The 23,279-nt window shown below is 43.8% G+C and carries 25 protein-coding genes; 11 read left to right on the top strand and 14 right to left on the bottom strand.

The window, feature by feature from the left end; genetic code table 11:
* The first annotated feature begins 24 nt into the window (after positions 1 to 24).
* Positions 25 to 570 (top strand): TetR/AcrR family transcriptional regulator, encoded by a 546-nt coding sequence (locus IE039_RS02380; protein WP_019040795.1) that lies wholly within the window; start codon positions 25 to 27, stop codon positions 568 to 570.
* Positions 571 to 663: 93 nt separating this feature from the next.
* Here the strand turns inward: IE039_RS02380 and IE039_RS02375 are convergent, their stop codons facing one another.
* From IE039_RS02375 to IE039_RS02340, 8 genes are all read right to left on the bottom strand, one after another.
* The gene (locus tag IE039_RS02375; protein ID WP_010005449.1) at positions 664 to 1,236 is read right to left on the bottom strand and encodes a xanthine phosphoribosyltransferase; all 573 of its coding nucleotides are present in this window, start codon (positions 1,234 to 1,236) and stop codon (positions 664 to 666) included.
* Between the two features lie 9 nt (positions 1,237 to 1,245).
* Positions 1,246 to 2,169: a magnesium transporter CorA family protein gene (locus tag IE039_RS02370; protein ID WP_019040793.1), complete on the bottom strand. Its 924-nt coding sequence runs from the start codon at positions 2,167 to 2,169 to the stop codon at positions 1,246 to 1,248.
* Positions 2,153 to 2,611, bottom strand: a complete 459-nt coding sequence (locus IE039_RS02365) for a GNAT family N-acetyltransferase (RefSeq protein ID WP_010004825.1) — start codon at positions 2,609 to 2,611, stop codon at positions 2,153 to 2,155. The genes IE039_RS02370 and IE039_RS02365 overlap by 17 nt, the downstream gene beginning before the upstream one ends.
* A gap of 168 nt (positions 2,612 to 2,779) precedes the next feature.
* Entirely contained in the window at positions 2,780 to 3,619 is an 840-nt protein-coding gene (locus tag IE039_RS02360) for a YidC/Oxa1 family membrane protein insertase (protein WP_010000016.1), read from the bottom strand.
* Positions 3,616 to 3,966, bottom strand: a complete 351-nt coding sequence (gene rnpA / locus IE039_RS02355; protein WP_010004820.1) for a ribonuclease P protein component — start codon at positions 3,964 to 3,966, stop codon at positions 3,616 to 3,618. Before rnpA ends, IE039_RS02360 begins: the two co-directional genes overlap by 4 nt.
* A gap of 120 nt (positions 3,967 to 4,086) precedes the next feature.
* Positions 4,087 to 4,221 carry a 50S ribosomal protein L34 gene (rpmH, locus tag IE039_RS02350; protein WP_002816117.1) on the bottom strand — a complete coding sequence of 45 codons (135 nt, stop codon included), beginning with the start codon at positions 4,219 to 4,221 and terminating at the stop codon, positions 4,087 to 4,089.
* 207 nt (positions 4,222 to 4,428) lie between these two features.
* Positions 4,429 to 5,145: a YebC/PmpR family DNA-binding transcriptional regulator gene (locus IE039_RS02345; RefSeq protein WP_010004821.1), complete on the bottom strand. Its 717-nt coding sequence runs from the start codon at positions 5,143 to 5,145 to the stop codon at positions 4,429 to 4,431.
* 82 nt (positions 5,146 to 5,227) lie between these two features.
* On the bottom strand, positions 5,228 to 5,761 hold the full coding sequence (locus IE039_RS02340) for an rRNA large subunit pseudouridine synthase E (RefSeq protein WP_010000008.1): 534 nt from the start codon (positions 5,759 to 5,761) through the stop codon (positions 5,228 to 5,230).
* 492 nt (positions 5,762 to 6,253) lie between these two features.
* Between IE039_RS02340 and dnaA the strand changes: the two genes are divergently transcribed.
* The 6 genes from dnaA to gyrA all read left to right on the top strand — a co-directional run bounded on the left by dnaA (position 6,254) and on the right by gyrA (position 15,287).
* On the top strand, positions 6,254 to 7,600 hold the full coding sequence (gene dnaA / locus IE039_RS02335; protein ID WP_029509934.1) for a chromosomal replication initiator protein DnaA: 1,347 nt from the start codon (positions 6,254 to 6,256) through the stop codon (positions 7,598 to 7,600).
* Positions 7,601 to 7,789: 189 nt separating this feature from the next.
* On the top strand, positions 7,790 to 8,923 hold the full coding sequence (dnaN, locus tag IE039_RS02330) for a DNA polymerase III subunit beta (RefSeq protein WP_010004852.1): 1,134 nt from the start codon (positions 7,790 to 7,792) through the stop codon (positions 8,921 to 8,923).
* 140 nt (positions 8,924 to 9,063) lie between these two features.
* A complete protein-coding gene (yaaA, locus tag IE039_RS02325) occupies positions 9,064 to 9,525 on the top strand; it encodes a S4 domain-containing protein YaaA (protein WP_010000003.1) in 462 nt (153 codons plus the stop codon).
* Positions 9,507 to 10,634, top strand: coding sequence for a DNA replication/repair protein RecF (recF, locus tag IE039_RS02320; protein ID WP_189428663.1), 1,128 nt, complete (start codon positions 9,507 to 9,509; stop codon positions 10,632 to 10,634). The genes yaaA and recF overlap by 19 nt, the downstream gene beginning before the upstream one ends.
* A 25-nt stretch (positions 10,635 to 10,659) precedes the next feature.
* Entirely contained in the window at positions 10,660 to 12,669 is a 2,010-nt protein-coding gene (gene gyrB, locus IE039_RS02315) for a DNA topoisomerase (ATP-hydrolyzing) subunit B (protein WP_189428662.1), read from the top strand.
* A gap of 95 nt (positions 12,670 to 12,764) precedes the next feature.
* Positions 12,765 to 15,287 carry a DNA gyrase subunit A gene (gene gyrA, locus IE039_RS02310; protein WP_068851271.1) on the top strand — a complete coding sequence of 841 codons (2,523 nt, stop codon included), beginning with the start codon at positions 12,765 to 12,767 and terminating at the stop codon, positions 15,285 to 15,287.
* Positions 15,288 to 15,420: 133 nt separating this feature from the next.
* Here the strand turns inward: gyrA and IE039_RS02305 are convergent, their stop codons facing one another.
* From IE039_RS02305 to IE039_RS02285, 5 genes are all read right to left on the bottom strand, one after another.
* On the bottom strand, positions 15,421 to 15,675 hold the full coding sequence (locus tag IE039_RS02305; protein WP_010005492.1) for a PspC domain-containing protein: 255 nt from the start codon (positions 15,673 to 15,675) through the stop codon (positions 15,421 to 15,423).
* Between the two features lie 57 nt (positions 15,676 to 15,732).
* On the bottom strand, positions 15,733 to 17,076 hold the full coding sequence (locus IE039_RS02300) for a DUF4097 family beta strand repeat-containing protein (protein WP_189428661.1): 1,344 nt from the start codon (positions 17,074 to 17,076) through the stop codon (positions 15,733 to 15,735).
* Positions 17,076 to 17,423, bottom strand: a complete 348-nt coding sequence (locus tag IE039_RS02295) for a PadR family transcriptional regulator (RefSeq protein WP_009999995.1) — start codon at positions 17,421 to 17,423, stop codon at positions 17,076 to 17,078. The genes IE039_RS02300 and IE039_RS02295 overlap by 1 nt, the downstream gene beginning before the upstream one ends.
* 109 nt (positions 17,424 to 17,532) lie before the next feature.
* Positions 17,533 to 18,279: a helix-turn-helix domain-containing protein gene (locus IE039_RS02290; RefSeq protein WP_010003673.1), complete on the bottom strand. Its 747-nt coding sequence runs from the start codon at positions 18,277 to 18,279 to the stop codon at positions 17,533 to 17,535.
* Positions 18,280 to 18,368: 89 nt separating this feature from the next.
* Positions 18,369 to 19,805 (bottom strand): aminotransferase-like domain-containing protein, encoded by a 1,437-nt coding sequence (locus IE039_RS02285; RefSeq protein WP_010003672.1) that lies wholly within the window; start codon positions 19,803 to 19,805, stop codon positions 18,369 to 18,371.
* A 117-nt stretch (positions 19,806 to 19,922) separates the two neighbouring features.
* Here IE039_RS02285 and pdxS point away from each other — a divergent pair, with 117 nt between their 5' ends.
* Together pdxS and pdxT are read left to right on the top strand one after the other, a co-directional pair.
* Positions 19,923 to 20,807 (top strand): pyridoxal 5'-phosphate synthase lyase subunit PdxS, encoded by an 885-nt coding sequence (gene pdxS, locus IE039_RS02280; RefSeq protein WP_373366927.1) that lies wholly within the window; start codon positions 19,923 to 19,925, stop codon positions 20,805 to 20,807.
* Between the two features lie 12 nt (positions 20,808 to 20,819).
* Complete coding sequence (pdxT, locus tag IE039_RS02275) at positions 20,820 to 21,374, top strand: pyridoxal 5'-phosphate synthase glutaminase subunit PdxT (protein WP_010003460.1); 555 nt, start codon at positions 20,820 to 20,822, stop codon at positions 21,372 to 21,374.
* Positions 21,375 to 21,640: 266 nt separating this feature from the next.
* Here the strand turns inward: pdxT and IE039_RS02270 are convergent, their stop codons facing one another.
* Positions 21,641 to 22,369, bottom strand: coding sequence for a helix-turn-helix domain-containing protein (locus IE039_RS02270; protein WP_189428659.1), 729 nt, complete (start codon positions 22,367 to 22,369; stop codon positions 21,641 to 21,643).
* Between the two features lie 99 nt (positions 22,370 to 22,468).
* Between IE039_RS02270 and IE039_RS02265 the strand changes: the two genes are divergently transcribed.
* Both IE039_RS02265 and IE039_RS02260 read left to right on the top strand, forming a co-directional pair.
* The gene (locus tag IE039_RS02265; protein ID WP_010004894.1) at positions 22,469 to 22,726 is read left to right on the top strand and encodes a helix-turn-helix domain-containing protein; all 258 of its coding nucleotides are present in this window, start codon (positions 22,469 to 22,471) and stop codon (positions 22,724 to 22,726) included.
* 81 nt (positions 22,727 to 22,807) lie between these two features.
* Positions 22,808 to 23,245 (top strand): cysteine peptidase family C39 domain-containing protein, encoded by a 438-nt coding sequence (locus tag IE039_RS02260; protein ID WP_189428658.1) that lies wholly within the window; start codon positions 22,808 to 22,810, stop codon positions 23,243 to 23,245.
* Positions 23,246 to 23,279 lie beyond the last annotated feature (34 nt).

The following is a 23,279-nucleotide window of genomic DNA, read 5'->3' as shown; positions in this document are numbered from 1 at the left end:
CAGCCAATTGAGGAACAACAGGTCATGGATCGCAGACAAATCAAAACGCAAGCGCAAATTAAACAGGTCTTTATTCAGTTATTAGCCCAACAGCCCCTTGATAAAATCACCGTGGCACAATTAGCCGATACTGCCGATATTAATCGCGGTACTTTTTATCGCTATTACCGCGATATGTATGATTTACACGATCACCTTGTGGCGAGTTTAATCAGCGATATCACCCAAATTTTCAGTCAAAAATACCCGACAACAACAGAAAACCATGCGATCCTCAAAGCATTAAGTCATCAGCTTGTGGCCTACTTTGGCAGTCACCAAGACACAGTGGCCGTTTTGTTACGTCGGCCAACCATTGGCGCCGCTGTTTTCCAGCAAATAAAAGTTGCTTTTATTCAAAAAGCTTGTGCGCTCGAAGCCACTTTACCCAACAATAGCCCCGATACGATTGAAATCAATTTTATTGTATCCTGCATCATGGGTTTGGTGATGGACTTTGTAACACAAGACCTAGCTATTTCAGCCGCAACACTTGACCAAAACATCTATGCCTTACTCCGTAAATTTTAATCATGCGGCCGCACAGACACATCCCCCTCTTCTTTATTCACAAAAAGCGCAGCGGTTACCCGCTGCGCTTTTTGTGTTTCACGTGAAACATGTTTATGAGTCGAATTCAACTTGCCCATCTCGAAAGGCTTTGATCCGCGCTAAACTGACTACCGGTAAACCACGGTCATCTAACAATTGCCGACCCTTTTGGAATGACTTTTCAATCACAATCCCAGCACCTACTGCAACTGCTTGTGCTTGATCAACAATGTCAAGTAACCCAGCCACTGCTTGCCCATTCGCCAAGAAATCATCAATAATCAACACACGTTCTCCGGCACCAAGAAAACGCTGATCAATCATCACGTGATTAGTTGTCTGCTTCGTATACGAATAAACGTCAGCGGTCCAAACCCCGTCGGGTAATGTCAACGACTTATTTTTGCGCGCAAAAACCACCGGCACGTGTAAGGCCAAACCGGTAAAGACAGCCGGTGCAATGCCTGATGACTCCACCGTCAAAATTTTATCGATCTTGTCATTTTGAAAATGTTGCGCAAAAGTTGCCCCAATCGCTTGCATCAATTCAGGGTCAATTTGATGGTTCAAAAAAGCATCGACCTTCAAAATATCATCGCCAAGTACACGACCTTCTTGTTTAATCCGTTCTTCTAACTGTTTCATGCGTTATCCTTATTTTCTGAAAAAGCCGTTCAGTGCTAACAACAGACTCACAAGTCCCATTAACACCAGTGTAATCAAAATGGAAATCCACCAACTATTTTGCATATCGGCAAACGGTAACCATTTGACATTTTCACCATAAAAACCACTCACAATCGTTGGTACCGTCAAAACAATTGAATAGACCGTGAGGAGCTTCATGGTCCAATCCAAATCACGACTACTCAAGTTACCATAGGCGTCAACGACCGATGCAATCACTGCTACCGCCAAATCAGCCATGTGCTCCGCTTGACTAATTTCGACGCGGACATCGTCAATATGCTCAATTTCAAAATTAGATAACCTATCTTCAAAGTCGAGCTTAAAGGTATCTAACATCACATGATTATTAGCCAGTGAGTTTTGGATATAAATCATCTGAGTCTGCAAACGCAACAAGTCATTCATTTGCTTTGTTGTGCGTTTTTGATGCCCAAATTGTGATTGAATTACCCGCCGCTTGCGATTAATTTCGGTAATTTGTTCGACATAGCGCATCATCAGTGTATATAAGCCCGTCATCACGAAATCAATGGCCGTAATGTCCGTGTCAGCGACCCGTCCTTGCCGATTTTCCGGCGCTAACAGGACCGCTTGCACACAGTCAGTCACCGTGTGCGAAAAGGTATATAAATCGCCATGGGCAAATAAGATCCCAATGGAGCGCGTTTCCACCACATCATCATGATACGAAATCACGTCAATCACCATTAATGCTTCTTCAGCATCGGCATCGTATTCCATACGAACAGCTTCATTATGGTCGACAGCATACCCAATCATTTCATGGGTTAAGTCGTGATCTGCGACTAGGGTCTTGGTATCTTCAGGGGTTAAATTCGATATATGATGCCACGTAAAGCGGCTAAATTTTTTAACTGTTTCGATCATCTCTATACGTCACATTGCTTGGTTGCGCAAGATTATCGCGGGCGATGATACGAAAACCTTCACGTTCATAAAAGCGTTGTGCTGCCACATTAGCCTGCACAACTTTCAGTTCGAGTGGCCGTTGCACTTGCTGCCGCGCCCAATCCAGTAAGGCTTTGCCCACGCCTTGTTGCTGCCAACCAATTTTCACAAAAAGTAAATGCAAAAAACTATCCCATTCAGATAAGGCTGCAAAGCCGACAATTTCATCAGCCACAACAGCGACTTGCACCAATTCACCCACACTCACCCGCTCAAAATCCGCATACTGTGGCTTTTTTACCCACGGAAAATAGGCCTGCCGGCTAGTGAGATAAATCTTGGCCACACTAGGCACATCTTGTGGTCGCATTGGCCGTAAGTGTACCGTGTGATCTGAAGAAGTTGTTGCATCTTGTGCCATTCAATGTTTCACTACTTTCATTAAAATTCAACGACTAACCATTACGATAATAATCGTTAGCGCATAACAGCATTTATTATAACAGTTTTTCTGTGTGACTGTAACCGTCTCTAACGACACAAAAAAGAACGACTTTCTAGTAGAAAGTCGTTCTGCTGTAAGCATTGTTTATCGGCGCGTACCGCGCTTTGCTTTTTTAATTTTACGTTGCAATTCACGTTCTTTTTGCTTGAGCAATTCACGTTCACGACGAATCTTAAACGGATTTTGCAAGAAGAATGTTTGAATTGTCTGGAAGACGTTACCAACAACCCAGTAAAGTGACAAAGCACTTGGTACCGCAATGGCTGAAAAGAAGATCACCACTGGGAAAATATAAGGCATCGCCTTTGTCATCCCGTTTTGTTCTGGTGTTGACTGCATTGACAACCATGATGAGGCAAACGTAAAGACTGCCGCTAAGATTGGCAAAACATAGTAAGGATCATGACTACCCAATTGCAACCACAAGAACTTACCTGACTTCAACACAGGTGATGTGTAAATGGCTTGGTACAAAGCAATCAAAACTGGCATTTGTACAATTAATGGTAGCAATGACGCAAATGGGTTAACCCCAGCTTCTTTATACAAAGCTTGTTGCTCTGCCATCATTAATTGACGGCTTTCAGTATCCTTACCTGGATACTTTGCTTGCAACGCTTTCAATGCTGGTTGTACCCCTTGCATTTTCATCATTGAATGAACTTGATAAACCATCAATGGCAAAATCAAGAAACGAATCAAAATGGTGAAAATAATGATCCCCATGCCGTAGTTGTTACCAAACCAAGCGGCTGATCCCAAAATAGCTGATGTAAAGGCCGCAACAATTGCGCCCCACAGCCCATTAGAAGCAACATGCCCGTGAAAAGAGGCACTGGCAATGACAATAATCACTAACGCCACGGCTGCTAGGATAAGGGGTAACGGGCCAATCTTTTTTAGAATATTTTCAAAACGTTTCATCGGTCTTCTACTTTCAAAATATTAGCTAATTTTAGCACATGTGTGATTTGTTCTTTGATGAATTTTTGGCTTTTTTTGGCAACAGCTGGGCGCGCAATAATTAATAAGTCCAACTCTTGCGGTAATTGTGGTTTCAGTTCTAAAATACTTTGTCTAATGCGCCGCTTGACCCAAACACGATCATGCGCCTTCCCAACCTTCTTACTCACTGACAAACCCAAACGAAAATGCTTTTGCTCAGGCTTTTGGAGCTGGTAAAGAATAAAATATTTATTTGCGACAGACTGATGCTTATTAAAAACGATTTGAAATTCAGCCGGTTTTTTTATTCGGAAAGTTTTTCTCATTAGATTTAGTCTCTCTTGAGGGATATGTACGCGGTTTTGGCCGCATCGCGATGCCGGCCTACCCTAGCAGTCCTCACGCTTTTAAAAAAATAAAAAAGCCACTGCATAGCAGCGACCTTGTTAGGCTGATAGAACCTTGCGGCCCTTTGCACGACGGCGAGCCAAAACTTTACGACCGTTGCTCGTGCTCATACGCTTACGGAATCCGTGTACGCGTTCACGATGGCGCTTCTTTGGTTGGTATGTACGCTTCATGTGTGTTCACCTCCATTCGCGATTTTTACCTGCAAAAACTTTGCAATTCGATTTTAATCATATCATGGATCACATCTATAAGCAAGCGTATCCGTGTAAATCAATCGCTGATTCATGTGTGAATCAATCCAATATGACCATTGTACGCTATCTCAGCATTTTGAACAACAAAAAAAGCCATCGACTGATGGCTTTTTCATCCCCTGCTTAAAGCGCAACGTTATGATGTACCTTTTGGACATCATCATCAGCTTCAAGGGCATCCACGAGCTTTTCAAATGTTGCCAAGTCTTCGCCTTCAAGCGTGACTTCGGCTTGTGGTAGCATCGTAATTTCTGTCGTTGAAAATTCTGACACACCGTTTTGACGAAGGGCCTCAATTGCCTTATGCAAATCAGCTGGTTCGGTATAAACAACCACTTGATCGTCTTGTTGTTCCGCATCACGGACATCAACTTCGGCTTCTAACAACGTTTCCAATACGGCATCCGCATCATCACCTTCAAAGACAACAACGCCAGTTTCATCAAATAAGTAGCTGACAGAACCAGCGGCACCGTAAGTCCCACCGTTCTTGTTAAAGGCTGTGCGAACATTCGTGGCTGTGCGGTTAACGTTAGATGTCAACGTATCAACAATCAATAATGACCCATTTGGCCCAAAGCCTTCATAGCGCCCTTCGATAAAGGTTTCATCCCCTGAACCCTTGGCCTTTTCTAACGCACGTTCGATCACATGCTTTGGCACTTGTGCTTGTTTGGCACGTTCAATGACGAACTTTAACGTTGAGTTTGCTTCTGGATCAACACTGTTGCCTTGCTTGGCAGCCGCGTAGATTTCGATCCCATACTTACTGTTGACTTTGGCGGCAGCCCCATCGGTCTGCGCCTTTTTCATCTTAATGTTTTCCCACTTACGTCCCATGGTCTCACCTCATCTGTTTTTGTTTATCTCTTCAATATTATCACGGTTACACCGCACTTTGTACGATAAAATACGCGCTGCTTCATTTAATCACGCGATATTCACCTGGCTTTAAATCCGCCAAATGATAGTCCCCAATGTGCGTCCGAATCAAACGCAAAGTTGGCAGCCCTACCGCAGCAGTCATCCGACGCACTTGCCGATTACGGCCTTCCTTAATCTTAAGTTGAATAAAACTTGTGGGTTGGTTTTTACGCACTCGAATCGGATTCTCTCGTGGCCATAGCCATTTTGGATACGGGATGCGCTTGGCTTTTGCCGGTAGTGTCCAACCATCCTTTAACTCAACCCCATTTTCGAGTTGTTTTAATTGCGCCTTGGTTGGCACGCCCTCAACTTGCACCACATATGTTTTATACGCCTTATTCTCTGGATCAGTCAAGGCGTGGTTCAACTTGCCACTGTCGGTTAACAGCAACAAGCCTTCACTATCCATATCCAAGCGACCAGCCGCATAAACACGTGGAATGTCAATATAATCTGCCAGCGTTGGCCGACCATCAGCATCTGTGAACTTCGTCAACACATTATAGGGTTTGTTAAAAAGTACGATCATACGCTTAATTATAGCAAACATCCTAGGTAAAAACAGACGTTTTTTTGAAGGCCTTAAACTTTTCTTTAGAATTCACAAAGTTGTCCAAAACAAGTTACCAGCCTGTGCAGGATCAGCGTTTCTAAAAACATTAATCACAGGGGTGTTCACAAGTTATCCACATATCCACAGGTTGTGGTTGCAAAATTGTGGATAATGTTTATAACAAACCTCAAATATTGTCCTTACACACTTTTACATGTGTACAACATTGTTTGTTTGTGGATAACTCGTACATTTGTTCGTTATAGTATCCACATCACCTTATTTCTTTTGTCCACACCTGTTGAAAGGTCGTAAATTGTCTTTTGCTTGTGGAAAACTCAATTTCTTACTGTTATAATTAGTTTTGCTACTTCTTCTTTAAATATAGAAAAGTTGATCGGCACATCACGGCAAATGGACTATTTGTCGTTATTTTGGCATTGTGTCGAATATATAGGAGAGATTTTCGTGACAAAACCCATTACAAAAGAGGAATTATGGAATCAGGTCAAAGCTAAGTTCTATCAAGAAATTGGTCCTGTTTCATTTGATACCTATATCGAACCCTTAACACCCATTACCTTAACTGAATCACGGATTGTTTTGGAAGTGCCGGCAGAAGAAAGTGCCGACATTATTGACAACTGGAATAAATCTTATGCTATGAGTTTTGTGCAATATGCCATGGAAATTGCCGAAGGCTTTATTAAACCAGAACTCCGCGTGGCTGAAAGTCTACCAAAGTCAACGCCAATTCAAACAGAAAACCTCACATTTACCCGCGAATCCGATCTCAATGAAAACTTCACGTTTGATAAATTTGTTGTCGGCGCTGGTAATGAGAATGCTTACGCGATTGCGCGCGCTGTCGCTGAAGATCCCGGTCGTGTTTATAATCCGTACTTGATTTACGGTGGGGTTGGTTTGGGTAAAACCCATTTGATGCAAGCCATCGGGAATGCCTACTCCAAAACAACGCCATCAGCCCGGATTAAGTACGCCACGGCGGAAGACTTTTTGAATGATTTCACTGAATCATTGCGGGCAGGTGAAGGGGCAACGGCGGCCTTCAAAAAAGAATACCGGACTGTTGATCTCTTATTAATTGATGATATTCAGTTCTGGTCAGGCAAAGAAAAGGTGCAGGAAGAATTCTTTAACACCTTTAATGTCTTAACCAAAACTGGCAAGCAAATCATCATGACCTCCGATAAGCTACCAACAGAAATCGTGGATTTGCAATCACGTTTGACGTCACGCTTTGAAGCGGGGATCTCAATGGATATTCAAAAGCCTGATTTACCAACGCGAGTGGCCATTCTCAAGAACCTTGCCGAAACCGATCATTTAACTATTCCAAATGACGTGTTGGAGTTAATCGCTGACAAAATTGATTCTAATATTCGAACACTAGAGGGGACATTCCATCGTTTTGAAGCGATGTTGCGTTTCCGTAATAAGCCCGCAACAAAAGAAACCGCCCAACAAATTTTAGGCGATTTAAATATTAATCAAGGGTTTAAAATCACTGTCGAACGCATTCAACAAGTAGTGGCCGATTATTACATGCAAACCATTGATGACCTGAAGAGTACCAGCCGGAAAAAAGATTTAGTGACTGCCCGGCACGTTGCGATGTATCTAACTCGGACACTCACCAACGAAAGTTTGCCTGATATTGGCCGTGCTTTTGGCGGACGGGATCACTCATCGGTCTTGCATGCGACTAACAAGATTACCGAAAAGGCTGAATCTGACGCACGTACAAAAGAAATGCTGGATGCCTTAACGGATGAGATCAAAAACGGTAAATAATGTGTGTGGATAAAATAGCATAACTCGTATGTTTTTCCCACAGCATTGTGAACAACTCATTACGCGCTAGCAGTTACCCACATGGTGTTTTCCACAACTTAAACACCCCTTATTATTACTACTAGATATCTTTATTTAACTTATTTAAAAAGCTACCCAGCTAAGGGCCAAAAATAGAGGAGCATAATTATGCAATTTTCAATTAATCGCCAAGTGTTTATTAAGTCACTTAATGATGTTTCACGTGCGATTTCATCACGCACAACGATTCCTATTTTGACCAACATCAAAATTGTCTTGTCGCAAGATGAATTGATTTTGACGGGATCAAACAGTGATATTTCAATTGAAACGCGAATTGAACAATCTGATACGTCTGCACAATTAGTTATTGGCTCAACGGGTGGGATTACCTTACCAGCAACTTTTTTTGCCAATATTGTTAAAAATCTCCCAGCTGATGATTTAACGTTGGCCGTTGATGGGTTACGGGCAAGTATTACGTCTGGGGCTTCAGCCTTTACGATTAATGGGCAAGATGTCCGTAACTACCCACAATTGCCAGAATTAGATGATGTGCAGAGTTTGAGTGTTTCCGCAGCACAATTGGTAGATATCATTTCACAAACTAAAATCTCTGCCTCAACACAAGAAAGTCGGCCGATCTTAACAGGGATTCATTTGGCCTTAAATGGCAATGATGTGAAGGCCGTGACAACAGATTCGCATCGTTTGTCACAACGCATTGTGACGTTGACGGGGACTGATGCACAAGTGAACGCGGATGTGATTATGCCAGCGAAGTCTTTCAATGAGTTGCAAAGTCTCTTAGAAGGGCAAGACCGCGTCGACATTAAGTTGGCCAAAAACCAAGCAGTCTTTGATCTTGGGCATACAACGTTTTATTCACGCTTGCTGGAAGGGAACTATCCAGAAACGGATCGGTTGATTCCAACTGAAAGTACGACGCAATTAACCATTGATGCGGGCACCTTACTTGGGGCCATTAACCGTGCCAGTCTGTTGAGTCACGAAAGTCGTAATAACGTGGTCCAATTGACCATGACCGATGGTGTTGTTACGCTGACTGGAACGTCACAAGAAGTGGGGCAGGTGCAAGAAGAATTACAGACAACGTCAGTTGAGGGTGAGAATTTAGAAATCTCATTTAACCCCGACTATGTCCGTGATGCGCTCCGTGTCTTTAACGGTAAGTTAGTTGATTTGAAGTTTACCACGAATTTGCGACCATTCACGGTCACGCCAGCTGGAGAAGTGGATAATAAGCAGTTGCAACTTATTACACCAGTGCGAACGTTTTAATTCGTGATATGCGTTTTAAATAAAATTAAGTCAAAGTAAACCATTACCCTTAAAACGACCTAAAATCGCTTAAAGCCGATTTTAGGCCGTTTTTTTAAGAATTAGCGGTGAAAAAATGGTATAATACAAAGGTAACCGATATGACGAAAACGATAGAAATTACAACTGAATACATCACACTCACACAACTTCTAAAAGAAGAAAATATTATTTCTTCAGGTGGTCAAGCAAAATATTATCTGATGGATTTTCCTGTCTTACTCAATGGTGAACCGGAAAATCGTCGGGGAAAAAAGCTATACGACCATGATGAAATCATCGTTGATGGCGAAACCTATATTATTTCGTTGGCTGAAAATGCGGATGAATTAATTGCCCAGGCACAACAAGAAAAGGATGAACGTGCCCTGGCCGCTAAGAAAACAGTCCGCGATGATCGCATTAAAGCACAAAAAGCAGCAGTGGCAAAGGCGCGTAAAGAGGCACGTTTTGCTGAGTTGCGTAAACAAAACAGCTCACGTGCCGGTGGTTTTGGTCGCCCAAAACCAGGACGTCGCAGTAACGGGCCAAAAGGACCGGGTTCTTGGAACTCACATCGTTAACGCTCGCGAATTACCGGAATTATGCTGATTTGACGCTTGATTTTAGTGCGGGTGTGAATGTGTTTTTAGGTGAGAACGCGCAAGGCAAGACGAATTTGTTGGAAAGCATCTACGTCTTGGCTTTAGCGCGTTCTCATCGTACGAGTAGTGATAAAGATTTAATTCGTTGGCAAGCCAATTCGGCCACGATTAGTGGTCGCGTCAAGAAAAATGTCAGCGACATACCGTTAGCTTTGCATTTTTCGACTAAAGGCAAAAAAGCACGGGTGAATCATTTAGAGCAATCAAAGCTATCACAATACATCGGCCAATTAAATGTCATTTTGTTTGCACCGGAAGATTTAGATCTCGTTAAAGGTGCGCCCAGTGTGCGGCGACGTTTTATTGATATGGAGTTTGGGCAAATGAACCCGCTGTATCTCTATAACACGACGCAGTACCGGCGTATCTTAAAGGATCGGAATGCGTATCTTAAACGTTTGCAAATGAAACAAACAACCGATAAGGTATTTTTGTCGGTTTTGACAGCGCAATTAGTCGATGTTGGGGCGCAAGTTTTGCTCGCGCGTCGCGGATTTTTAGAACGGTTGCAAGCAGCGGCCCAGCCGATTCATGCAGAAATTTCTAATCAACAGGAAACGTTGACGCTAGCTTACCAAACTGGGGTTGCCTTTGAACGCGATGATGATCTCGAAACGGTTAAGGCAGCGTTTGAAGCGGCATTAGCGCGTCAGGAAGCCCGTGAGATTATGCAGGGGACTACCTTAGTGGGGCCACATCGCGATGACATTAAGTTTATTGTTAACGAGAACGATGTTGCCGTTTTTGGCTCACAGGGTCAGCAACGCACAACAGCATTAGCGGTTAAATTGGCCGAAATTGACTTAATGCAAGAGGAGACGGGTGAATATCCTGTGTTGCTCTTGGATGACGTGTTAAGTGAATTAGATGCTAATCGACAAACGCATCTCTTACTAGCTATTCAAGATAAGGTGCAGACGTTTATTACGGCACCGACATTGAGTGATGTGGCGCGACAATTGATTCATACCCCGAAAGTGTTTCACGTGCAACAGGGTGAAATTACGTTAGAAAAGCACGCTGAGTAATCAGCAGGTACATAAAGGATTTATTATGTCTGAAGAAAACAAGCATGATGTAGAAAATATTGACGGAATTGTCACAGATGACGAAGAAATTCGCAGTGCAAGCACGGTTGATGCGAATGCTGGTGATTATAATGCAGACCAAATTCAAGTCTTAGAAGGCCTTGAAGCCGTTCGTAAGCGTCCGGGGATGTACATTGGGACAACAACGGCCCAAGGCTTGCATCATTTGGTCTGGGAAATTGTGGATAACGGGATTGATGAAGCCTTGGCAGGCTTTGCCTCCCATATTACCGTCACGATCGAAAAAGATAATTCCATTACGGTCACGGATGATGGCCGTGGGATTCCAGTTGACATTCAGACTAAAACTGGTAAGCCAGCGCTAGAAACGGTCTTTACCGTTTTGCACGCCGGTGGGAAATTTGGCGGTGGTGGCTATAAGGTTTCTGGTGGGCTACACGGTGTTGGCGCGTCGGTTGTGAATGCCTTATCGACGAACTTAGACGTTCGAGTTGTGCGTGATGGGCAAGTCTATTACATGGACTTTCAAGTTGGCCGTGTGAATAACAACATGGTGAAACTAGATGAAGTACCGACCATTGAACGTGGGACGATTGTGCACTTTAAGCCAGATGCCGATATCTTCCGTGAAACAACGGTCTATAATTACAACACGTTGTTAACGCGTGTGCGCGAATTGGCTTTCTTGAACAAGGGGTTGCGCATCTCGATTACGGATAAGCGCCCGGAAGAGCCAGTCACAGAAAGTTTCTACTTTGAAGGTGGGATTAAAGAGTACGTCGACTATTTGAATGCCGAGAAAACGGTTGTTTTCCCTGAACCAGTCTATGTTGAAGGGGAAGAAAATGGCATTGTTGTTGAAGTCGCCTTACAGTACACGACTGACGTCAAGGATAGTCTACGGACGTTTACCAACAACATTAACACCTATGAAGGTGGGACCCATGAAACCGGCTTTAAAACAGCGCTAACGCGTGTGATTAACGATTATGCGCGTAAGAATGGGCAGTTAAAGGAAAACGCTGAAAGTTTGACAGGTGAAGATGTCCGTGAAGGGATGACGGCCATTGTCTCAATCAAGCATCCCGATCCACAATTTGAAGGTCAAACTAAGACAAAACTTGGTAATTCTGATGCACGTCAGGCTACTGATCGTATGTTTTCTGAAACCTTTAGCCGCTTCATGATGGAAAACCCATCGGTGGCCAAGCAAATTGTTGAAAAGGGTATTTTGGCGCAAAAGGCTCGCCTTGCGGCTAAGCGTGCGCGTGAAATGACGCGGAAGCAATCCGGCTTAGAAATTGGTAATCTACCAGGTAAATTGGCCGATAATACGTCAAATGACCCAGCGATTTCTGAATTATTTATTGTCGAGGGTGACTCGGCCGGTGGTTCAGCCAAGCAAGGGCGTAATCGTTTGACGCAAGCGATTTTGCCAATTCGTGGTAAAATCCTGAACGTTGAAAAAGCAACCTTAGATAAGGTGTTGGCTAACGAAGAAATTCGTACCATTTTCACTGCAATGGGTACTGGTTTTGGGGATGAGTTTAACGTCGAAAAAGCGAATTACCACAAAGTCATTATCATGACGGATGCCGATGTCGATGGCGCCCATATTCGAACGTTGCTATTAACGTTGTTCTACCGTTATATGCGGCCATTGATTGATGCCGGCTATATTTATATCGCCCAGCCACCTTTGTATGGCGTGGCTTTGGGAAACTCAAAGACCCGAGAATATCTTGACTCAGATGAAGAGTTAGAGGACTTTTTGGCACAATTACCTGCAAATATTAAGCCAAAGGTTCAACGTTATAAGGGACTTGGGGAAATGGATTTTGATCAGTTAGCTGATACCACCATGGATCCCTTGCACCGGCGATTGTTGCGGGTTGATCCTGCCGATGCCGAAGCAGCCGATAGTATCTTTGATATGTTGATGGGTGACGATGTCGCACCACGTCGTGAATTTATTGAAGAAAATGCTGTCTTTGTTGAAAACTTAGACATTTAATTCATGCGTATTTGGCGGTCATAATAGCTTAAAACGCTATGGCTGCTTTTTTGCAGCATCATGCTATCGCAGAAGAACTTTACAAGGAGTAAACAATGTCTGAACAAAATGACGCGCGTATTCGTAATGCGAATTTGTCAGAACAAATGAAAACATCATTCCTGTCATACGCCATGTCAGTAATTGTGGCGCGTGCCTTGCCTGATGTCCGTGATGGTATGAAGCCAGTTCATCGTCGTATTTTGTATTCAATGATTGAACAAGGCAACACGCCCGATAAGCCGCATAAAAAATCAGCGCGTATTGTCGGGGATGTCATGGGTAAATATCATCCGCACGGTGATTCAGCGATTTATGAATCAATGGTGCGCATGGCACAACCATTTTCATACCGACACATGCTAGTCGACGGCCACGGTAACTTTGGTTCTGTCGATGGTGATGGTGCTGCGGCGATGCGTTATACCGAAGCCCGTCTGTCAAAAGTGGCAATGGAAATGGTCCGTGATTTAAATAAAGACACGGTCAACTTCGTTCCCAACTATGATGGTGAAGAACGTGAACCAGAAGTCTTGCCAGCTCGTTTCCCAAACCTGTTGGTCAATGGGGCAACAGGTATTGCGGTTGGGATGGCGACCAATATTCCAACGCATAATTTAGGTGAAGTAATTTCAGCTATTCATGTCTTAATGAATAATGCTGCGGCCACGACCTCAGATTTGATGGAAGCTTTACCAGGGCCTGATTTCCCTACTGGTGGGATTGTGATGGGCAAGTCTGGTATTCGTCGGGCCTATGAAACTGGTCGCGGTCGAGTGACTGTTCGTGCCAAAGTGGATATTGAGCAGACAAAGACTGGTAAAGAACAGATTATCGTGACGGAATTACCTTATGCCGTCAATAAAGCGCGTTTAATTGAACGAATTTCCGAATTGGCACGTGATAAGCGCATTGAGGGTATTACGGGTATCCGTGATGAATCAGATCGTGACGGGCTACGGATTTCAATTGACGTGCGTCGTGATGCGTCAGCCAGTGTTATTTTGAATAATTTGTATAAGGAAACGTTGCTGCAAACGAACTTTAGCTTCAATATGTTGGCGATTAATGGTGGTAAGCCACAAACGATGAGTTTGAAGGCTATTTTGGAGGCTTACCTGACGCACCAACGTGAAGTCATTCGCCGTCGAACAGCCTTTGACTTACAAAAGGCCCAAGCACGCGCCCACATTTTAGAAGGGTTACGTATTGCTTTAGATCATATCGACGCGATTATTACGATTATTCGCTCATCAGCGACTTCTGAAGAAGCCAAGACCCGTTTGATTGATGGGTATGCGCTGACAGATAAGCAAGCGCAAGCGATTTTGGATATGCGTTTGGTCCGTTTAACGGGCTTGGAACGTGACAAAATCGAAGATGAGTATCAGAAATTAGTCGAATTAATTACTGATTTGAAGGATATTTTGGCGCATCAAGAACGTGTTGATCAATTGATTTATGATGAATTGCTCGACATTCAAACGAAGTTTGGTGATGAACGTCGCACAGAACTTCAAGTTGGGGATGTGACGACCCTAGAAGATGAAGATCTGATTGAAGAAGAAGACGTGATTATCACGTTGACGCGTAATGGCTACATTAAGCGTGTCCCACAAGCTGAATTTAAGGCACAAAACCGTGGTGGTCGTGGTGTGCAAGGCATGAATGTCAATGATGAAGACTTTGTTGATCAAATGGTTGCCACATCAACGCATGATACGCTACTATTCTTCACCAATAAGGGTAAAGTTTACCGGATGAAGGGGTATGAAGTGCCAGAGTATGGCCGTCAAGCCAAAGGGATTCCGGTTGTGAACTTATTGCACTTTGAAGGCGATGAAAAGATTCAAACCCTCATCAATGTGCATGGGGAAGCAACTGACAGTCATGATTATTTGTTCTTTGTAACACGGCTAGGTGTCGTAAAGCGAACAGCGGTGAGTGAATTTGCCAATATTCGGACGAACGGTTTGAAAGCCTTAACGTTGCATGACGATGATGAAGTTTTGTCTGTTCAAATTACGGATGGGACACAAAGTGTGTTAATTGCCACAAAGGACGGTTATTCTGTGCGCTTTGTTGAAGCAGATGTCCGAATCATGGGCCGTGCTGCTGCCGGTGTGCGTGGCATTCGTTTGCGCGAGAATGATTTAGTCATTGGCGCAGACGTCGTGGACGACACCGAGAACGTGTTGGTCATCACGGAAAAAGGTTACGGCAAGCAAACACCGGCCACTGAGTATCCAATTAAGGGTCGTGGCGGTAAAGGGATCAAAACAGCAAATATTACGGATAAAAACGGTGTGTTAGCTGGAATGACGATCGTCCGCGGCGATGAGGATATTATGGTGACAACGACACAAGGCGTGATGATTCGCTTTGCCGTGGCATCCGTGAGCCAAACTGGTCGTGCAACCCTAGGTGTACGTTTGATTCGCTTAGAAGATGGTGCCAAAGTGGCAACATTAGCAAAGGTTGAACACGAAACAACGGAAGATGTTTCACGTGAAACAGAAGAAGTGATTGAACAAACGACGCAAATCGTTGAACAATTAACGGATGATTTAGAAGATTAATCAAGCATTATCCAGACATACAAAAAGCCCGCTGATGATCATCAGCGGGCTTTTTGTGCGCTATAAACAGTGTTTATGCGCTTGCTAACGGGATACTAAATGATACGAGACAATGACCGTTTACACACACCAATTAGTCATCATCTGGGGTAACGTCACGCCGTGCCCCTGTTTCATAAGTATGATAAGTGGTTTGCCGTGGTCCATCGGGGATGATAATCCAAGCCAAAAGATAGAAAATAATGCCTGGAAAGGCCATCAGAGAGATGATCACGTAAATAATACGGGTAAGGGTCACATCCCAACCGAAATATTCGGCAATCCCACCTAGAACGCCGCCGAGAATACGGTTTGAACGAGAACGTGTTAAATGCTTCTTTTTTGACATGATAGGTCTCCTTTTATTGAATGAAAAATTGTACGATGACAGTGATAATGTGCAGCATTAGTAGACTTTGATAGTACCCAAATCTACTGAGGCCGCAATGGTAAATTCTGGCATTTGACCAGTAAAGCCACGCTTTGCCTGCGGCGTATTGTGGTTAAAATGCATATCAGGTCGGTTAGGCATGGTCACACTGCCTGATTGTGATGAGAGATCGAAATAGTAATCTTGCGTGTCAGGCATCGTTAGACGAATATCGCTGCTGAGGACTTGTAATTGCAAGTCGTGCGTGAGTGTCTGAACTTTGAGGCGCAAAGTACCAGATGTCGTGTTAAATTGCCCACCACCGATAAAATGATCAACTTTAATTGTGCCAGACGTTGCGTTGATTTGACTGTGTGGTAACGTGACATGGTCAAGTTGGATGCGACCAGCTTGATTGGTCATCTTAGCGTGCGCAATTGTGATATCTCGGCCGCTGACATCACTGGCTTTGAAATCCCAATTGGCTTCGTGAACTTGAAGGTGCTTGATGTGAAAGCTACCTGCCGTCAGATTCAAATTAAAGGTTTTCAGGGTGAGGTTTTTTGCGATCACTTGACCGGCGTGATTTGTAACCGTCAGATGACCATCGGAAAAGTTTTGTGGTAAACCGATATTCACATGGACTTTTACTTGAAAAAGTCGTGGTGTATCACCTTGGGTAACCACCACTTGATCCTGCGTTTCGGATACTGATGCAAAATAGCGTTGATTATCGCGACTGAAAAATTCATCAATGGTTACGAGATCCGTCTTATCGTTACGATAAAAATTTAAGGTAGCGTTTTTATAATTCAAAACAAGTGCTTGATCGGTAACGGGCAGCTGAATACTGTGATGCGCCGCAGTCCAATGTGGTGAGTTTGTTGATGCCTGTTCGGTAAAGGTTGTGGTATCGTCGTCAGTGGTATCAAAGGCGTAGAATTTACGACCAACCCGTGCACCAGCGCGGTCAACATGCAGCCAATCACCAAATTGTACTTTATTATTTTTACCATCAAGGATAATATCGTCACCTAAACGGACACCTTGACCATTAATGTGTAGATTACCAAGGCGCAAGCCATCATCTGACAAATCAAAGAAGCGGGCTGTCGCATCTTGGGTTGTCTCGTCATCAGACGCAGTTTGTTGGGTATGTGAATCACTCATGTCTTGTAAAATAGCGTCAATATCCCCTAACTGCGCAAAGGTGTCATCGAGTGCTTCTTCATGTGATTTGTCTTGTTGGGCAAAATCTTGATAGGCATCCAGCAAATCAGCCACGAGTTCTTCTTTAAATTCAGTAAGTTGCGGATTAGGCGTATATTTTGAAAAAATAACGTCTAGGCGAGTACGTATCGCGAGTTCAATTGAAGTCATTATTTGTCTCCTTCTGCAATCGTGCCAGTGATGAGCTGGCTAATCACATCTTTTGCAAATTGCCAGTCAACAATCGCTTGTTGGAGGTGTTGCTGGCCAGTAGCAGTAATCTTATAGTATTTCCGGCGAGCCCCTTGGGTTTCATCGCCCCAATAACTGGTAATATCACCACTTTTTTCTAAACGCCGAAAAGCCGTGTATAAAGTTGCTTCGTTCAGTTCATATTGTTGCTGGCTGAGTAAGCGAACTGATTTGGCGACTTGATAACCATAAGAATCCTGCTGTTGGAGAATATTGAGAATCATGGTATCAATGTGACCACGAATAAGGTCTTTAGAAATTGACATCTTATTGTCCTCCACTTAATCTTGAGTTCATTATAGGAAAAATTACTGTGTTTGTCAAAGTAATTTGTCAAGCAGAGTAAAAAAGACAACGAAGCAATGGTTGTCTTTTTTAACTTAAGGTATGCCACATGGCGAGTGGCTGGCTTGTCAAAGCACGTAACCGTTTTTGATAATCAGTTAAGGATTCAGGCTTTTTTTGGCTCATCCAAACCGAGATAAAGCCAGTTAAGGTTTCGATGTAGTATTCCGTACCCAGGACATCTTGCGCCGCCCGTGGTTGATATTTAATCAAAAGGGACTTATATTTGGCTTTCAAGAATTGTACCCACACCCCACGAATATAGGGTCGCGTATATAAGATATGGAGAACTTTGTGTTCTTGATAAAGTAAGGGCGTCATATCATTGATAAAAACCGTTAAAATATCAGGTTCAACGGCTAACCGCGACTCGATTTTGGTTTTAATATTATCATCGACAGCATTAATAGTGGCATAAGCTAAATCATCGAACGTTGGGAAATAAGCCATGACGCGTTCAATGGATAGGCCAGCCAATTGGGCAATGGCTGCCATTGTCGGGATTTTATCAGCACTCGCGCGCATACTTTTAATGAAAGCGGCTAAAATGAGTTGTTCGTCATCGAGATCTTGACTATTTTGGTCGCTGGGCATAAAAAAATTCAGCGGTAAATGAAACGTTTCAATGATGGTGAGCATCATTTCAGCGGTAGGATGGTTTTTAGCCCGTTCCCAATTGGAAACGGATTGATAGGAAATAAATAGTTTGTCAGCAAATGTTTGTTGGGTCAAGCCAAGTGATTTTCGTAGCGCTTTAATTTGGTTACCAATCGCCATTATTTTTCCTCAAATTTTATCTTTTAAATGATGCAGGGCGTGTACTAAACACGTTCATCATACACTAACTGGTTTAAAAAACCTAGTCGTCAATCGATTAATTGTGCCATTACGGCCTGTAGACGTTGCTTTAATAGGGTATCATCCGCGGGGAGTTGCGAATAGCTTAAACGGACATGGTTACTGTGACGACCAAATAAGAAATCTGGTAGAACCAGCAGTTGCTGATCGAGAAATACTTGATAATCAGCGCGGGTCATTGTCGATTTGGTTAAAATATGAAGCCACAGTGTATTGCCTAAAGTCGGGATTTGATAAGCCAATTGACCTTGTGCCACAAAGGGTGCGAGTAGGCGTAACAGCCGTTGGCGCGCATGCGCTAATTGGTGTTGCTGCTGGGCGACCAAGTCGGCTAAGTTGGGGTGGCTCAAGAGTTGGGTTGCCAGATACTGAGAAAAAATACTGATGCCGGATTCCATTTCTTGGCGAATTTCTGATAAGCGCGTAACGATGGCTGGTGGGGCAATCAACCAACCAATTCGGGTGTCAGCACCACTAAATTCAGAAAGGGAACCGATATAGATAACATTATTGGGATCCAATTGCTTAAGCGTGGGGATACTTTGCTGACTAAGCGCGAGTGTGAAGCCAAAAGGATCGTCTTCAACAATGGGTAAATTGAGTTGCCGGCACCGCGCAATCAGGGCGTGCCGTTCAGCTAATGGCATGGTTTGAGTCGTTGGGTTTTGATTGGTTGGATTGACGAAGATGAATTTTAAATGGTGTTGGTAATATAAATGTTGCAAATCGTCGAGGGATAGCCCGCCATTTTTTGTGCGTGGCACGCCAAAAACCCGAATACCGGCGACTTGAAATAAGGCGAGTTGGTACAAATAAGACGGCGATTCAATGGCAATGGCATCACCATAGGATAACAATCCTTGGGCAATTAAGAAAAAGGCTTGCTGGGCACCCGCGGTAATCAGGAGTTGCTCATCTGGCAGGGGTTGGTTGAGATAGGGGTGCAAGTGTCGCCTGATTTGTGCTTTTAATGCGGGACTACCACTCATTGCGTTGGCGGTGTTTTGTTGCAGTAGCGTGGCCATGGCGATACTTGGGAGTGCTAGCTGACGTAAAGGCGCATTTTCGGTCTGACTGTCGGCTAAATTTAAAACTTCCGGCTGTTGTCGTAATTGTTTGAGTTGCACCATAAAGCTTTCCGGATCACTTAAACGATCCGTTGTAAAGTAGTTTCGCCAGTTGACATGTGCCGATAAAACACCCCATTTGCCCGAGTTAACCCAAGTGCCACTCCCTTGTTGCCGCAGTAAAATCCCTTGGCTGACTAATTCATTGAGGGCGTGTTGGACGGTTGAACGGTTGACGCCTAAGTCATGTGCAAGTTGGCGTTCTGGTGGCAGTTGTTCGCCTGGTAGTAAGGCGCCTTGTTCAATCCCTTGTAAAATGACATTAATCAGCTGCAAGTAGACGGCCTTTTTGTCGTGTGATGGTAGTTGCCAGCGCAAGATCGGTGCTCCTTTTAAATTGGTTGGTCAAAAATTAAACCAATTGGTTGTTCTCAGTCAATTCAGCATAACTTAAAATAGAATGAAATTCAAATCACAAACATTAGAGGAGTATGAATCATGGAAAAAGGCACCACATTGGTTAAGCGCGGGATGGCACAAATGCAAAAAGGCGGCGTGATTATGGACGTTGCCAACGTCGAACAAGCAAAAATTGCTGAAGCAGCTGGTGCTGTAGCTGTCATGGCCCTAGAACGTGTCCCATCTGATATTCGCGCTGCTGGCGGTGTCGCACGCATGTCTGATCCAGCCATGGTCGAACAAATTATGGCCGCCGTAACAATTCCGGTGATGGCAAAAGCACGCATTGGGCATTTTGTTGAAGCATGTGTGTTAGAAGCGGTCGGCGTGGATTACATTGATGAAAGTGAAGTGCTAACCCCAGCAGATGACACCTACCACATTGATAAAACGGCCTTTGAGGTGCCATTTGTGTGTGGCTGCCGTGATCTGGGCGAAGCCTTACGCCGGATTGGTGAAGGGGCTTCAATGTTACGGACCAAAGGCGAACCAGGGACGGGCAATATCATTGAAGCAGTCCGCCACATGGAAAAAGTTAATGAACAAATTGCGCAAGTGCAAGCGGCCAACCCGAATCAATTAATGACGATTGCCCGTGATTTGCGGGCACCGTATGATTTGGTGACCTACGTTCATGAACATGGCAAGCTACCTGTCATTAATTTTGCTGCGGGCGGTGTGTCTACGCCAGCAGATGCTGCCTTGATGATGAACCTTGGCGCTGATGGGGTGTTTGTGGGTTCAGGCATTTTCCACTCCGAAAATCCAGAAAAATTTGCCAAAGCGATCGTGGCCGCAACGGCGCATCCCACTGATTACGCTTTGATTGCCGAAGTGTCAAAAAATATTGGTAAGCCTATGAAGGGCATTGAAATAGCCACGCTTTCAGAAGACCAAAAAATGGCCAGTCGTGGCATCTAAGGGAGAATAGGAATGATTGTTGGCGTATTGGATTTACAAGGGGCAGTCAGTGAACATGTTGACATGTTGACTAAGTGCCAAGTTGATGCAAAATTAATCAAAAAAGCTGCCGACTTATCGGGCATTGATGGGCTTATTATTCCCGGTGGGGAGAGTACAGTGATTTACAAATTGCTCGTACAAGAACAACTACTTGAGCCGTTAAGACAGTTGATTCAGGCTGGCTTACCAGTTTTTGGCACCTGTGCTGGAATGGTGCTTTTAACCCAAGCAAAGGCATTTGGCGCGTTACCAGCAACGGTGGTGCGTAATGGCTTTGGCCGGCAAAAAGATAGTTTTGAGCAAGCCATTTCGGTGGTTGGATTTGATGAACTGTTTCATGGTGTTTTCATTCGGGCGCCGTATCTGACAGCTGTTGATGAATCGGTAACGGTTTTGGCCACAATTGATGACGAAAAGGTGATCACGGCGCAATATGCACATATTTTAGTGACCGCTTTTCATCCAGAATTGACAGCTGATACACGTTTTCATGAAAAATTTATTCAGTTAATTGCGAATAAATGATTTTATATAACACAATTGTTATAAAAAGTCACGCATATGTTTTACGCAAAAAAATAGCGTTATAAATTGAATTTTTTAAGCCGACAATTTGATAGAATACTAGGTGAGGCTGTTACATATTGAAACAGAGTTCTCAAACTAGGGGTACCTATGCTAAACATCTAACTTAAGACAGACTTTAGGTCAGGGTAGTGATGAGTGGTGTAGGTTTTTTATTGTCTAAAATTAAAAAATCCCAGGTACCGCTACACGCGGTGCCTGGGATTTTACTGTGGCCAAGATTGCATAGGGATGCGGGTAAGATGCTGAATACGCCGTTGAAAAGTTGCCAATGGTTCGGGGTGTATGGCACTCAACCACACAGAAATGAACGTAATAAGCACGTCAAGCATGTAGGTGGCTTCGATGGCTTTTGGTTGCCATTGTCGGATAAGTTGTTTGTAGCGTCCTTTAATAAAGCGTAACCAAGTGTCTTTCAAGTAGGGACGGGTGTATAACAGGTGCAATTTCTGCCGTTCGGCATATAAGCGTGGCGCCATATGGGTTGAAAAAATCGTGATCAAATCTTCGTGTGCGATAAGATGCAGTTCAACGTTGGGTTTAATCTGGTCGTCAACGGTGACCATAAACTGATTAACGAGTGCATCATAATCGGGAAAGTGTTGGCAAATTTGCGTGATTGAGAGATTCGCAAACTGGGCAATTGTGGCATAACTTGGCGGTTTACTGGCACAATACATGAGACTCTCCAAAAAACCACGTAAGATTTGTTCTTTTTCTTGCGTGCAGTGTTGTTGACTTGATTGGGTGATGAAAAAGTCATGTGGTAAGTGATATTTTTCAAGGATAGCAAGCAACATATCAGCGGTGGGCTGACTTTGATGGCGCTCCCAATTGGAGACAGCTTGATAGGAAATATAAAGCGTATCTGCCAAATCGCGTTGGGTGAGCCCTTTTGACTGTCTTAGCAATTTAATCTGGTGACCAATTGTCATAATTTTCTCCAAGCGTTTTGATGCGATCTTCGTACAATGATAGTATTGGCAGAAATCCAATAGTACATGTCGTGGTAGGCAGACGAAAATAAGGAGAAAATGATGTTGAATCAGACACGTTATCAGCAAATGACCATTGCACAGTTAAAGCAAATTACTGGTGGCCATCAATTACCTCAAAATTTAACAGCACTTAGAACCGGGGCGCGACTTAGCCGTCGGGATTTGGCGGACAAGTTAAATGTTTGTACCTCAACCATTGCGCGTTATGAAGAAGGTAAGCGGTTACCCGATGTTGATCTCATTATTCAAATGGCGGAGCTGTTTAACACAACTTGTGACCGTATGTTGAAATAATGACCATGACTAATCTAAAACCTATTATAAACGGATAACATGATAAGCAGCGTGCCGATATGGTATTGGCTAAAACATAAGATGACACAACCAAACTTCCAATATATCGCACAAGAAGATGAAATGGCTTGCGGACTGGCAGCCCTAGCCATGGTGATTGCCCACTATGGGACATCTCCAGCGCTGTCACGGCTACGCCAATTGACGCAGACTAATGCGTTAGGCACAACAGCCTATGGGTTATTGTCAGCAGCGCAAACGCTTCATTTTGACACGTTGGCTCTGCAAGCAGATCAGACGTTATTAACCCAACCTGATTTACTGTTGCCATTTATTGTCCATGTCCGACAACCCACTGGCGACTATCATTATGTCGTGGTTTACGGGCGAGCTGGGCAGGACTTATGCATGGCAGATCCAGATCCTGCAGTGGGGAAAATTAAGCTGTCGCTATCAGCATTTAGTCGTATGTGGACTGGGGTTGCTTTGTTCATCACACCACCGTCGGCAAGCACCTAAGGGCACAAAAAAACTGCCAAAAAACAGGCAGCTT

This window comes from Leuconostoc lactis KCTC 3528 = DSM 20202 (assembly GCF_014651235.1).
Classification (GTDB): domain Bacteria; phylum Bacillota; class Bacilli; order Lactobacillales; family Lactobacillaceae; genus Leuconostoc; species Leuconostoc lactis.
This window is presented reverse-complemented; position numbering and strand designations above follow the sequence as displayed.